The sequence below is a fragment of the Pseudomonas fluvialis genome, assembly GCF_002234375.1.
Lineage (GTDB): Bacteria > Pseudomonadota > Gammaproteobacteria > Pseudomonadales > Pseudomonadaceae > Aquipseudomonas > Aquipseudomonas fluvialis.
The window spans coordinates 56,434-68,844 of sequence record NZ_NMQV01000003.1 but is presented as its reverse complement, the minus strand read 5'-3'; the positions used below and the strand labels follow the sequence as shown (position 1 = coordinate 68,844).

Annotated in this window: 12 protein-coding genes; all 12 read right to left on the bottom strand. The window is 62.8% G+C overall.

Annotation, left to right across the window (positions count from 1 at the left end; translation table 11 throughout):
* Genes CFY91_RS01925 through CFY91_RS01870 form a run of 12 tightly spaced genes read right to left on the bottom strand, consistent with a single transcriptional unit; the run spans position 1 to position 12,357 of the window.
* The gene (locus CFY91_RS01925; RefSeq protein WP_093984655.1) at positions 1-792 is read right to left on the bottom strand and encodes a polysaccharide pyruvyl transferase family protein; all 792 of its coding nucleotides are present in this window, start codon (positions 790-792) and stop codon (positions 1-3) included.
* Positions 782-1,762 carry a glycosyltransferase family protein gene (locus tag CFY91_RS01920; RefSeq protein ID WP_093984654.1) on the bottom strand — a complete coding sequence of 327 codons (981 nt, stop codon included), beginning with the start codon at positions 1,760-1,762 and terminating at the stop codon, positions 782-784. The genes CFY91_RS01925 and CFY91_RS01920 overlap by 11 nt, the downstream gene beginning before the upstream one ends.
* A 1-nt stretch (position 1,763) precedes the next feature.
* Positions 1,764-2,672, bottom strand: coding sequence for a glycosyltransferase family 2 protein (locus CFY91_RS01915; RefSeq protein WP_093984653.1), 909 nt, complete (start codon positions 2,670-2,672; stop codon positions 1,764-1,766).
* A complete protein-coding gene (locus tag CFY91_RS01910; RefSeq protein ID WP_093984652.1) occupies positions 2,659-4,413 on the bottom strand; it encodes a carbamoyltransferase family protein in 1,755 nt (584 codons plus the stop codon). Before CFY91_RS01910 ends, CFY91_RS01915 begins: the two co-directional genes overlap by 14 nt.
* Before the next feature lie 12 nt (positions 4,414-4,425).
* Positions 4,426-5,871, bottom strand: coding sequence for a lipopolysaccharide kinase InaA family protein (locus tag CFY91_RS01905; protein WP_093984651.1), 1,446 nt, complete (start codon positions 5,869-5,871; stop codon positions 4,426-4,428).
* The gene (locus CFY91_RS01900) at positions 5,871-6,617 is read right to left on the bottom strand and encodes a lipopolysaccharide kinase InaA family protein (protein ID WP_093984650.1); all 747 of its coding nucleotides are present in this window, start codon (positions 6,615-6,617) and stop codon (positions 5,871-5,873) included. Before CFY91_RS01900 ends, CFY91_RS01905 begins: the two co-directional genes overlap by 1 nt.
* Before the next feature lie 49 nt (positions 6,618-6,666).
* Entirely contained in the window at positions 6,667-7,401 is a 735-nt protein-coding gene (locus CFY91_RS01895) for a lipopolysaccharide kinase InaA family protein (RefSeq protein WP_093984649.1), read from the bottom strand.
* Positions 7,401-8,207, bottom strand: a complete 807-nt coding sequence (gene rfaP, locus CFY91_RS01890) for a lipopolysaccharide core heptose(I) kinase RfaP (RefSeq protein ID WP_093984648.1) — start codon at positions 8,205-8,207, stop codon at positions 7,401-7,403. The genes CFY91_RS01895 and rfaP overlap by 1 nt, the downstream gene beginning before the upstream one ends.
* Positions 8,204-9,328, bottom strand: coding sequence for a glycosyltransferase family 4 protein (locus tag CFY91_RS01885; protein ID WP_093984647.1), 1,125 nt, complete (start codon positions 9,326-9,328; stop codon positions 8,204-8,206). Before CFY91_RS01885 ends, rfaP begins: the two co-directional genes overlap by 4 nt.
* Positions 9,328-10,332, bottom strand: a complete 1,005-nt coding sequence (waaC, locus tag CFY91_RS01880) for a lipopolysaccharide heptosyltransferase I (protein WP_093984646.1) — start codon at positions 10,330-10,332, stop codon at positions 9,328-9,330. Before waaC ends, CFY91_RS01885 begins: the two co-directional genes overlap by 1 nt.
* A 7-nt stretch (positions 10,333-10,339) precedes the next feature.
* Entirely contained in the window at positions 10,340-11,374 is a 1,035-nt protein-coding gene (gene waaF / locus CFY91_RS01875) for a lipopolysaccharide heptosyltransferase II (RefSeq protein ID WP_093984645.1), read from the bottom strand.
* Between the two features lie 59 nt (positions 11,375-11,433).
* Positions 11,434-12,357: a branched-chain amino acid transaminase gene (locus CFY91_RS01870; RefSeq protein ID WP_093984644.1), complete on the bottom strand. Its 924-nt coding sequence runs from the start codon at positions 12,355-12,357 to the stop codon at positions 11,434-11,436.
* Positions 12,358-12,411: the final 54 nt, after the last annotated feature.

Genomic DNA, 12,411 nt, shown 5'->3' with positions numbered 1-12,411 from the left:
CTAGATTTTGGGGAAGTGCTTGATTAGGCCGTCCTGGATACCTGCTAGACCTGGCCTGCTATAACCATCCGCTATCCACTCTGGCGCAGCGGCCAATGACGCAAGCTTGTCTGACGTCAATGGCTGAGGAGCCGAAAGATTAAACGCCGAATAATAATCATCGAACTTGAGCTCATCTATGAGGCCACGCGAGAGTCGCACCCTGAGATTTGGAACACCATAAGCATCCGCCACGACCAAACCATGCAAACTGGATGAAACAATAAACTCACAGGCTGCAATCTGATGCAGAACATCTCGCGGCTCATCGAAAACATTGATCGAATGGACTCCATCTGTCGCGGCAAAAGCAATCGCTTCAGGCCTGTCGCGGTCAACGTAATGAGCCACAAAGCCAATCTTGTATTTTTTCTGAATCGGGCGTTTAACAAGCATCTCTGCCAAGAGTCCAGGGTCTCCAAATGCCGATATCACTGGTTGACCAATAACTCGCTGGGCAGTCTCTTTACCTCGTACAGCATGGTAGTAGTGTCGCGAACTAAAACGCTCATCCGGCTGCCCACAACCGGACCCCCAGACATGAATCTTCCGCTTAAAACCATAGCGCTTGGCCTTATATTCATTAGCTAGAATCGTGCCGATCGCCATCATTTCTGCCTCTTTCAGAGGCGCATATTTAACAGAACAACCAGACACTGCTTCCACGATCAAAGGGGACAAATAGTCTCCAAAATTCCGCTGACCAGCATCGCTTCGACCACTGCCACGATGCCAATATAACTTAATTGCCATGTTGGCCTCCTATCTGAAACTTCAGTCCAAGCAACCGCTGCCATAAACTCATTCTTTTCAGGGCGGGATCGCTCGGGAGAACCAGCAAACTAAACAGTGACTGCGATTGAGCAGAATAATCAAACCGCTGCTTTGCTTCCATTTGGCCGGCACAGGCCAACGCATCTGAAAGCCCCGTATCTGTCATAAGCATTTCAACAAAAAGCTCGAACTGCTCCTGTCCTTCGTACAAAAGCCAATGTATTCCAGACTCGAGCCCTAGAGCTTCCTCTTCCCCACACCCTTGCTTGAACGCAAGCAGCACACAACCGCAAGCCATCGCCTCGAAATTTTTGGCCATATACTCACCAAGCCCAATATCAGCACTAACGAAGACCTTGATCCTGTTGAGTAATTTACGATATTCATCACCTGGTTCGGCGCGGAGAATCTGCAGTCCGAACTCTTTTTCGGCACGCTGCAGAAACTCTCGGCGCTGCTTATAGGTATCGCTATCCAGCCGCCCAACAAAGCCCAACGGGATATCACGCTCCAAGCCCATGTTATAGAGCTTTGAACTATCAAAGCCTTTCGGCAGAAAATGGGCATCTACGCCCATTTCTTGGAATTTTCGACACACCTGAAAGCCCGTCAAAACAATCCGTGCGTTCGGCAATTTCAGGTAAAACGTTGAAAAAGCGCCTTCCCACTTAGAGCCCTCAATAAACTCCTGACAGGCATCCTCCTCGTAAATCAATAACCCGCTGATGCGCGAGAGCACTCGCCGCTGTCGCACTAAATAGCGAAATAACAGATCACAGATAACACGATCATATAAAGAAAAATCAAAGCGACTCAGGACAGCACCAAGACTCTTCTGCTCTTGCTTACTAAAATAGTGAATTTCTACGTCAGCAAACTCTCGCAAACCTTCCCACAAAAGGTGGTTATCAGGCTGACGCGGTGCTGTGGTCAGCACAAGAATGCGCATGTCAGCCCCCGAACAGCAGGCGCAAGGCCTTGCGCAGGTAGCTCCAGCGCAAGGCCTGCAGGGGATTCAGGCGCAGCGCACGGGCGTAGAAATGACGCGCCTCGCCACGCGAGCCGGCATTTTGTGCGGCACGAAACAGCGAAAGGTAGCGCTGCGCGGTATAGCGCCGGCGCAATGACTGGCAATCCGCCGGCAGGCTGGAAAACACCGCTTCCACCATGCCCAGCGCATACTCTTCGGCCTTGTCGCGGTTATGTCGCAGGCTATCGGCATGTTTGTAAATGCGCGCCAGCGGCGTGGCAAGCACCGCCACCGGAGCACTGACCAGCAGAAAGGCAAACACCGCGATATCCTCACCGCTGCGCAACTGCACCGGGTAAGGACGCTGCAACAGCAGGTCGCGACGAAACAGCGAACAACCATGCGAGATGCTGATGCGTTTCTGCAGCAGGTAGCGGCGAATCAGCGCGCGCGGCCCGGCCGACGGAACCGCAGGCGGTACCCGCAGACGTTCGCGGCCATTGGGGTATACCGAAATCTGCGCGCCCAGCACCATGCCCAGCGCCGGCTGGACCAGCACCTGCTCACGCAGAGCGGCCAGGGCCCCCGGCAGCAGTTCGTCATCCGCATCCAGCAGCAGCACGTAGCGGCCTGCGGCGGCGGCGATACCTCGATTACGCGCTGCCGCCGCGCCGCCGTTGACCTGGCTGATCACCTGCAGTGCAGCATGACGCGCCTGATAATCGGCGAGCACGGCGGCCGTATTGTCCGTCGAGCCATCGTCCACCACGATCAGCTCGACGTCGTCGCTCAGTTGTCCGAGCACCGAATCCAGGGCACGCGGCAACAAATGGGCATAGTTGTATGCCGGGATGACAACGCTGATCAGCAACGCCTCAGAGCGAGTCATACCAACCCTTGCCTTCCTTGACCACGAGAATGTCTTCCATGATCAGGTACTGCAGGTCGGAGCCGTAGAACATGTTCAGCGCATCGGTCGGCGAGCAGACCATCGGCTCACCACGGCGGTTCAGCGAGGTATTCAGCGACACGCCATTGCCGGTGAGCTTCTCCAGCTCGACCATCAGGTCGTACCAGCGCGGGTTGTACTGACGCTCGAGCACCTGGGCGCGCGAGGTGCCGTCTTCGTGCACGACTTCACTGACGCGGGTTTTCCATTCTTCGTTGACCTCGAAGGTGAAGGTCATGAACGGGCTCGGGTGGTCGACCTTGAGCATCTGCGGCGCCACTGTGTCGAGCATCGACGGGCAGAAGGGCCGCCAGCGCTCGCGGAACTTGATCTGCTCGTTGATCCGGTCGGCCACGCCGGGAATGCTTGGGCAACCGATGATCGAGCGACCGCCCAGGGCACGCGGGCCGAACTCCAGGCGCCCCTGGAACCAGGCCACCGGGTTGCCGTCGACCATGATTTTGGCGATGCGCTGCTCGACGTTGTCGATCTGCTTGAATACCGGCTTGTTCGGGTGGCGGGCGCAGGCGGCGATGATGTCTTCGTTGGAATAGGCCGGGCCAAGATAGACATGCTCCATCTTTTCCACCGGCACGCCACGCTGCACGGATACATAGGCCGCGGCGCCGACTGCGGTACCGGCATCGCCGGCAGCCGGTTGCACGAACAGCTCCTTGACCTCGTCGCGGGCGATGATCTTCTGGTTCAGCTTGACGTTCAGCGCGCAGCCGCCGGCAAAGGCAATCTTGCCGGTCTGCCTGATGATGTCACCCAGGTAGTAATCCATCATTTCCAGGGCCAGCTTCTCGAACAGCGCCTGCATGGCCGCGGCGTAATGGATGTAGGGATCATCGGCGATGTCGCCTTCGCGCTTGGGACCCAGCCATTCGATCAGCTTGGGCGAGAAGTAATAGCCCTTGCCCTTTTCCTTGTAGCGGCGAAAACCGATGACGTTGGCGTACTCAGTGTTGATGATCAGCTCGCCGTTCTCGAACGTGGCCAGGCGCGAGAAGTCATACTTGGCGGCGTCACCGTAGGGCGCCATGCCCATCACCTTGAACTCGCCGTCGAGCATCTCGAAACCGAGGAACTCAGTGATCGCGCCGTACAGACCACCCAGCGAGTCCGGATCGTAGAACTCCTTGATCTTGTGGATCTGGCCGTTCTCGCCGTAGCCGAAGAAGGTGGTGGCGTACTCGCCCTTGCCGTCGATGCCGAGAATTGCCGTCTTTTCCTTGAAGCCCGAGCAGTGATAGGCGCTGGAGGCATGCGCCAAGTGGTGCTCGACCGGCTGAATCTTCACCTTCTTCAGGTCGAAGCCCAGCTGCTGCAGGCACCACTCGATGCGCTTCTTGTAGCGGTAATAGCGACGGTTGCCCATCAGGATGGCGTCCAGCGCACGGTCCGGGGCGTACCAGTAGCGTTTGGCGTACTGCCAGCGGGCCTTCTCGAAAATGCTGATCGGCGCGAAGGGAATCGCCACCACGTCAACATCCGCCGGCTTGATCCCGGCCTGCTCCAGGCAGAACTTGGCGGCCTCGTAGGGCATGCGGTTCTTCGCGTGCTTGTCGCGTACCAGGCGCTCTTCTTCGACGGCCGCAATCAGCTTGCCGTCGATGTACAGGGCGGCGGACGGGTCGTGACTGAGGGCGCCGGACAGGCCGAGAATAGTCAGTGCCACAGGGATAAGCCTCTAATTCGGGCAGGTGCCGGGCACCTGCGGTAAACGTTGGTCGAGCAACTGGTGCAGCGCACAATCCGCTGGCCAGTTACGCAGAAAACGGGCGCGATCCCGGGCGTAAGCCCTGGCAAAACTGCGCGCACTGCGGTGCTGACGCATGGCATCAAGATCAATCAGCGACCAGGCAGCCTGCGCGTCATCCCAGAACAGGTTGTGCCCCTTCAAGTCACCGTGGCTGATGCGCTCGCGCAGCAGGGCTGCGAACAGTCGATCCAGTGCCAGCAGCTCGTTTTCCGGGGGTACCGCCTGCCGATAGGCCGCGAAACGCGCGATTATATCCTGCCCGCCGCAATAGTCGGTAATCAGGTAGGCACGCCCGCGCAACCAACACCAGCGGCGCTCCAGTACAGCCAGCGGTTTTGGCGTATGCAGGCCCAGCAGTTGCAGGCGATGCCCTTCGCGCCAGCTGTGCCAGGCACGACTGGCACGCCAGAAACGTTTGCAGGCATGCCAGGCGTTCTTGATGTTGTAGCGTTTGACCACCAGCGGCTGGCCGTCCAGCTCAACCCGCGCCACGGTGGCCGCACCGCCGGTTTTGTAGATATGCCCGGCTTCGATGGCCTGATCAAGGTCATTGAGCAGCGGCTGCAGCGCTGCCTGCGCCTCGCGGCGCACCACACGCAGGCCAAACGCGCCGACGCGCGCACTGAACAGGCTGCAATCACGGCCGACCTTCTTCAGATAATCGCGCAGCCGCCAGCGCCGCACCTTGGCAATCTCGCCCTGCAGCAATTCCAACGGCAAGGCGTGTTCGCCATTGACCAGCAGGTAATGCACCAGCAACTCCTCGAGAAACTCATCCAGTTCAGCCGGCAACTGGGCAAAGAACACCCCGAGATTCTCCAGCACCCGCGCTTGCGACAGCGGCTGGCCGGCGTTTTCAACCTGCACGCCACCGCCATCGATCACCCACAGGCGATCGGCCTGACGCAACAGGTTGTCCAGGTGCAGATCGGCCTGCCACAAGCCTTTGCCGTGCATTCGGGCAATGCAGCCCAGGGCCTCGCCAAGCACCGCCTGCTGCGCCGCACTGAGCAGTGGCTGGTGCGCCACGGCCTGCCAGCGCGCCCACAGGCTTTCGGCCTCTTCCAGGTAGTCGAACAGCAACCAGCCGCCCTGCCCTTCGCGGAAACCCTGCGCGAGCAGGGCCGGCGTGTTCAGGCCCTGTTCGGCCAGCATCCGGGCTCCGGCCAGCTCCCGCTGAAAATGCCGCTCGGCCTTACCGCCGACCAGCAGCTTGGCCAGCACCCGGCGCCCCTGCCAGTCGGCTACGCCGACATAGCGCTGCCCCGGCAATACGCGCAACAGCTGCTGCATCTGCAACGCTTCATCAGCCACCTCTAGATGCAGCGGTAGCACAGGGGCGCGTCCTGCCGTTACCAATTGCGACAGCTGCATCAACGTCCCTCCTTGTCGGCCAGTCGGGCACGCAAATAGGTCAGCCACTGCGGCATGCTGAGCGGATCATCCAGATAGGCCTGCAGCAGTACACGCCATTCGTCGCCTCCCCACTGGCGCGACGCACGACGCAGCAGCGGTTCGAGATCCTTGATGCGATCGCGACGACCCAGCAACAGCGGGCGGGTCTTTTCCAGGTCGATCAGGCAGGCGGCGAAGCGTTCACCCTGCGCCTGCAGGAAGATGTGCTTGGGATAGAAGCAGCCATGTAGCTGACCGGCACCATGCAGGCGACGCGCCAGTTCGCCACAGGCACGCAGGATGGCCTGCTGCTGCGCTACGGCCAACTGGCTCCAGCAGGCCAGGTAGTCACCCAGCTCCTGCCAGCCATCCAGGGCACGGGTCAGCAGCACCGCGCGCTGTTCGCCCGGCACACGGCGCGCGGCAAAAAAAGCCGCCTGCAGTGCGGGAATCCCCAACTCGGCATAGCGCTGGATATTGCGGAACTCGCGGGCAAAGGTTGGCTCGCCACAGGGGTGGCGCAAGCTGCGGGTCAGGTGATTGCTCTGCCGCTTGAGGTAGTAGGCACGCTCGCCCAGCTCCAGGCGATACACGCTGCTCCAGCCGCCACGCTCAGTATTCGGCTCGTCCACCGCCTCCAGCTGCAACGCCCAGAGCGCCTCGAAACTGTTCAGGCCGTGCTGTTCAAGCAGGGCGCGGTCTGCCGCGGCAATAAAGTCGCTCATAGCCACAGGCTCCCCGGCGGAGGGGTGACGGCGGACCCGCATGGAGTTTTCATTCACGCCCCTCGAAAAAGCGCAGCACCTGGCGAATCCGCCGTTTGTCGACCTGATTCAGGCGCTGGCGGCCACGATACTGCAGATAAAAGCGCAGTCGCTGCGTGCGTGACAGTACCTGCTTGGCCACTTTGTCCAGACAGGCCAGGTCCTTGGCCATGCGGTAGCGCAACAAGGGTCCCCACCAGAAGCTACCGGTCGGGCAGTCGATGAAGAACAGCTCGGCGCGTTCGTTGACCAGCAGATTGCGCCACTTCAGGTCGTTATGGGTGAAATGGTGGTCATGCAGGGTACGAGTAGCTCGCGCCAGTTGACGACTGACATGGTCCACCCAGGCGGCATCGCGCAGGCGCGCATCGCCATGCCAGGCCATCATCGCCAGGTCGCAGGTATTCTCCAGCTCACGCGTGATCAGCGCGCCGCGCAGGAAGGCCCCGGCGCGACGCTCCAGGCCGTAGGCAACGATTTCCGCGGTGGGAATTCCCCACTTGGCGAAATACTTGAGGTTCTGCCACTCGGCCTTGACCCGTGGCCGGCCGATGAAGCGCCGCAAGCCCTTGCCCGCGCCCCAGTAGCGCTTGACGTAATAGCGCACGCCGTCCCGCTCGATGCGAATGACCTCGGAGAGCGGGTCCGAGGTGAGCCGCTCGCCCGACAGGGCAAACACCGCCTCCAGGCTGGCAAACTCTGCAGCACGCGCGGCGTAGGCCGGATTGAGAGTCCAGCCGGCCATCAGAGCGCATCCCCGTAACGCTGCTTGCGCTCATAGAGTTTGGCGGCCTTGCGCTCCAGCCAGGCCAGCAGCCGCGCTTCGTCGCGCAGGATGTCGCGCAGCGGGCGCTGAAAGTACCCCTGCAAAAAGCGCAGCTTGTCGCGGCGGGTCAGGCCGATGTCCAGCGCGGAGAAATACAGCGCGGCCAGGTCCTTGTCGCGCCAGCGGCGCGGGGTGGCGGCGCGGGTCTGCGCGCGGTGCAGATCGATCAGCGAGAGGCGGAAGTCATCTGCTGTCACCGGCCGGTCGGTGTGCAACAGGAAATGGCAGATGTAGCAGTCGCGGTGGTTGACCCCGGCGCGGTGCATGTTGCCGACCATCTTCGCCACCTCGCCGATCAGCGCACGCTTGAGACGTGGCTCGGGCGGCTGCTCGCGCCAGTTCAGGCTGAACTGTTCCAGATCGGTGGTCGGCGCCAGCTCCTCGGTGATGATGAAGGAATGCTGCCGGGCAGGATTGGCACCGCGCTCGCCATAGGCCACGGCGGTCATGCTCGGCACACCAGCCTGCTGCAGGCGGGCGATGGCCTGCCATTCCTGAGCGGCGCCGAGCACCGGCAGCTTGGCGGTGAGCAGGTTCTTGATGATCTCGCCCCAGCCGATGCCGCGGTGAATCTTCACGAAGTAGCCGCGCCCTTGCACCTCGGTGCGTAGCGTGCGGCGGCCTTCCAGTTCGCGGTAGACCTGACCCTGCAGTGCCTCGACGGCGGTGAAGGCGTCCTGGCCGGCCCACAGGCTTTTGAACGGCTCGGCAAGCATCAGCTTCACGGGCGTTTCTCCGCGAGAATCACATCGGCAGCCTTCTGCGGCATCGAGTAAAGGTCGGCGCAATCGGCAAAGGCCAGGCCATTGCGCCCCCAGAAGGCGCGGCGCTCATCGTCGGCGAGCATGTCGGCCAGCCACTGGTTGAGCTGCTGCTGGTCGAAGGGGCTGGGCAGCACACGTCCGGCATCCGCCTCGGCAATGTAGTGGGCATAACCGCACACGTCGGTAACCAGCACCGGCAGGCCGGAGACCAGCGCCTCGAGCAGCACGGTGCCGGTGTTCTCGTTGTAGGCCGGATGGATCAGCAGATCGGCGCCAAGCAGGAAACGCGGAATGTCGCTGCGCCCCTTGAGGATCTGCACCTGATCGGACACGCCCAGCGCCTTGGCCTGCAACTGAAAAGAACGCGGATCGTCCTGGCCGATGGCGATCAGCCGGGTACGCTTTTTCAGCGCGTGCGGCAACGCGGCCAGCGCCTTGAGGCTGCGGTCCAGCCCCTTGGTCTTGAAGCCGGAACCGATCTGCACCAGCAGCAGCTCATCGTCCGCCAGCTGGAACTCGCGACGGAACTCGGCGCGGATCTCCGCGGCGTTGGCCGGGGCACGGCGATCCTGGGCAATGCCCGGCGGCAGCAGGTGAAAGCGCTGGCGCGGCGTCTGGTAGTGCTTGATGAACAGCGGCTGCTGCACCTCGGAGATCATCAGGATCTCGGTCTTCGACTGCGGCGCGAACACCGCGCGCTCGTAATCGGCGAAGTGCTTGTAGCGGCCCCAGCGCTTGTAGATAGGCGCGCGCAGGGTCTGCGCCTTGTCCTCGTAGCAGCCGTCGGCAGCGTAGTAGACGTCCAGGCCCGGCATCTTGTTGAAACCGACCACCCGGTCCACCGGATCACGGGCCAGGTCCGCCGCCAGCCAGGCGCTGAACTTCTCGTTGCGGTGATGATTGAAGAACGCCTTGATCGGCGCCACCCGCACGTCGAAGCCGGCGGGCACCTCGCCCTCCCAGATCGGCGTGTAGACGCGGATGGCGTGGCCGCGCGCCTGACACTCCAGGGCGATGCGCATGAAGTCGCGCTGCAGCCCACCGAAGGGGAAATACTTGTAGAGCACGAAGGCCAGTTGCATCAGCGAGTCTCCAGACTGGCCAGCAGACGGTCCAGCTCGGGCGCCACGCGCGCCGCGTCCAGGCCGTCAAAACAGGGTTTGTCGCGGTCGCCGCCACCGGCCAGCGGCCCCGTGGCGCACAGGTGGACCTGCCCGCGACCGTAGGCGCCGACCTTGATCGGCAGGGTCGGGCCGTAGAGGGAAATGCTCGGCACATCCAGCGCGGCGGCCAGGTGGCCGAGGCCGGTGTCCACCGCCACGCAGGCGCGCGCGCCGGCGATCACCGCTGCTACGCCGCGCAGGTTCAGCTTGGGTAGCACCTGCGCATGGGCAAGGCCTTCGACCAGACGCTCGGCACGGGCCTTCTCGGCCTCGTTGCCCCAGGGCAGGCGCACGGCCATGCCACGGGCATCCAGGTGTTCGGCCAGGGCGCGCCAGTCGGCTTCCGGCCAGTGCTTGCTGGCCCAGGTGGTGCCGTGCAGAAACAGCACATAAGGCTCGCCGGCCGGTGCGCCGGCCATGGCCGCGCGATCCAGTCCGTAATCCCCCACCGACGCCGGCACCTGGTAGCCCAGCGCCTGCGCCAGCAGCTGGCGGGTGCGCTCAACGGCGTGCTGGCCCCAGGCCACGGCATAGCGGCGATCGTAGAAGCGGCTGGCCAGCGGCTCGCGTGCCGAGGCGCGGTCCAGGCCGGCCACGGGCGCTACGCAGTAGCGGCTCAGCCAGGCGCTTTTCAGCAGGCCCTGGGCATCGATCACCAGGTCATAGCGGCCCTCGCGCAGGCGGCGCTTGAAGCCCGCCCACTCGCCGCTTTTCCAGGTGGCAAGCAGATTCTTGCGCCAGCGACGAATGGCCACCGGGATCACCTCGGCCACGGCCGGGTGCCAGGCAGGGATCTCCGCAAAACCCTCCTCCACCACCCAGTCGAACTGGATGCCGGGAATCGCCGCCGCCGCATCGGTGAGCGCCGGCAGGGTATGGATGACATCGCCCAGCGACGAGGTCTTGATCAGCAGCACACGCATCGGCGGGCTATTCCACCTCAAGCGGATCGGCAACCAGGCGCTGCAGCGCCTCGATCACCGGGCGCGGCTTGAGTTCGCGCAAGCAGTCGTAATGCCCGAAGCGGCAGGTGCGCTCGAAGCACGGGCTGCACTCCAGGCCCAGGCGGACGATCTCCACCTGATCGGCCAGCGGCGGGGTGAACTGCGGCGAGGTGGAGCCGTACACCGCCACCAGCGGACGGTTGAGTGCGGCGGCCACGTGCATCAGCCCGGAGTCGTTGGACACCACGGCGCCGGCGCAGGACAGCAGGTCGATGGCTTCGGCCAGCGAGGTCTCGCCGGCCAGGTTCACCGACTCCTCGCGCAGGCCGGGAATCAGCCGAGCACGAATCTCCTCGCAGCCCGGATGATCGTTCTTCGAGCCGAACAGCCAGACCTGCCAGCCGGCGCGGATTTTCAGCTCGGCGACCTTGGCGTAATGCTCGGCCGGCCAGCGTTTGGCTTCACCGAACTCGGCGCCGGGGCACAGCGCCAGCACCGGACGATCCAGGCTCAGGCCGAACTTGGCCAGGGCGGCCTCGCGACTGGCATTGTCGATAACCAAGCGCGGCTGCGGATAGGGCTTGGGCAGCGCTGCATCGGGTTCATAGGCCAGCGCCATAAAGCGCTCGATCATCAGCGGCAGGCGTTGCTTGTCCAGGTTGCGGACATCGTTGAGCAGGCCGTAGCGCATCTCGCCCTTCCAGCCGGTGCGCTTGGGGATACCGGCAAAGAACGGCACCAACGCGGACTTCAGCGAGTTGGGCAGGAGGATCGCCTGCTCGTACTGGCCGGCCAGGGACTTGCCGATCTTGCGCCGGGTGGCCAGCTCCAGCACGCCATGACCGAGTGGGAAGCTCAGCGCATTGCGCACCTCGGGCATGCGTTCGAGGATCGGCCGGCTCCAGTCGGGGGCCAACACATCGATCTGGCAGTCGGGATGACGCTGTTTGAGGCAGGTGAACAGCGTCTGCGCCATCACCATGTCGCCTACCCAGCTAGGGCCGATGATCAGAATATTCATGCCAATTCCAGAAATGCGCAGGGAGGCGCGATGCCTCCCTGTCTCGACCTAATGACCGCTTATTTAACCAGGGTGCGCCATTCGGCGTGGCCGCTGGTCTTGCCAGTGACCAGGTCGAAGTAGGCCTTCTGCAGCTTCTCGGTGACCGGGCCGCGACGTCCGGCACCGATTTTCCGGCCATCCACTTCACGGATCGGCGTCACTTCGGCGGCCGTGCCGGTGAAGAAGGCCTCGTCGGCGATATACACCTCGTCACGGGTGATGCGCTTCTCCACCACCTTGATGCCATGCTCGGCAGCCAGGGTCAGAATGGTGCTGCGCGTGATGCCGTTCAGGCAGGAGGTCACTTCCGGGGTGTACACCACGCCGTCCTTGACCAGGAAGATGTTCTCGCCCGAACCCTCGGCCACATAACCTTCCGGGTCAAGCAGCATGGCCTCGTCGGCGCCGCCGGAAATGGCTTCCTGCAGGGCCAGCATGGAGTTGATGTAGTTGCCGTTGGCCTTGGCGCGGGTCATGGCGATGTTGACGTGGTGGCGAGTGTAGGAACTGGTGCGCACCTTGATACCGCTCTGCAGGGCTTCCTCGCCCATGTAGGCGCCCCAGTGCCAGGCGGCGACGATCACATGCACCTTGAGGCCCGAGGCGCGCAGGCCCATGCCTTCGCTGCCGAAGAACACCATCGGGCGCAGGTAGGCGCTTTCCAGGCCGTTCTCACGCACCGCGGCGCGCTGCGCCTCGTTGATCTCTTCCTTGGAGAAAGGGATCTGCATGTTGAAGATGTGCGCCGAGTCGAACAGGCGGTCGGTGTGCGCCTGCAGGCGGAAGATCGCCGTGCCGTCCGGGGTGTTGTAGGCGCGCACGCCCTCGAACACGCCCATGCCGTAGTGCAGGGTGTGGGTCAGCACATGGGTGGTGGCGTCGCGCCACGGCACCAGTTCGCCGTCGTACCAGATCACGCCATCACGGTCGGACATCGACATCTTGCCTACTCCTCGGTTACTCATGGATTCTCGGCCCGGGCAGCCTGCCCGGCA

Excerpts from the sequence above, each read along its gene's own strand:
- waaC (WP_093984646.1), bottom strand. The coding sequence starts at position 10,332 with ATGCGTGTGCTGCTGATCAAGACCTCGTCGCTGGGCGATGTCATCCAT.
- CFY91_RS01870 (WP_093984644.1), bottom strand. The coding sequence starts at position 12,357 with ATGTCGATGTCCGACCGTGATGGCGTGATCTGGTACGACGGCGAACTG.
- CFY91_RS01905 (WP_093984651.1), bottom strand. The coding sequence starts at position 5,871 with ATGCAGCTGTCGCAATTGGTAACGGCAGGACGCGCCCCTGTGCTACCG.
- CFY91_RS01895 (WP_093984649.1), bottom strand. The coding sequence starts at position 7,401 with ATGGCCGGCTGGACTCTCAATCCGGCCTACGCCGCGCGTGCTGCAGAG.
- CFY91_RS01900 (WP_093984650.1), bottom strand. The coding sequence starts at position 6,617 with ATGAGCGACTTTATTGCCGCGGCAGACCGCGCCCTGCTTGAACAGCAC.
- CFY91_RS01925 (WP_093984655.1), bottom strand. The coding sequence starts at position 792 with ATGGCAATTAAGTTATATTGGCATCGTGGCAGTGGTCGAAGCGATGCT.
- waaF (WP_093984645.1), bottom strand. The coding sequence starts at position 11,374 with ATGAATATTCTGATCATCGGCCCTAGCTGGGTAGGCGACATGGTGATG.
- CFY91_RS01920 (WP_093984654.1), bottom strand. The coding sequence starts at position 1,762 with ATGCGCATTCTTGTGCTGACCACAGCACCGCGTCAGCCTGATAACCAC.
- CFY91_RS01885 (WP_093984647.1), bottom strand. The coding sequence starts at position 9,328 with ATGCAACTGGCCTTCGTGCTCTACAAGTATTTCCCCTTCGGTGGGCTG.
- CFY91_RS01915 (WP_093984653.1), bottom strand. The coding sequence starts at position 2,672 with ATGACTCGCTCTGAGGCGTTGCTGATCAGCGTTGTCATCCCGGCATAC.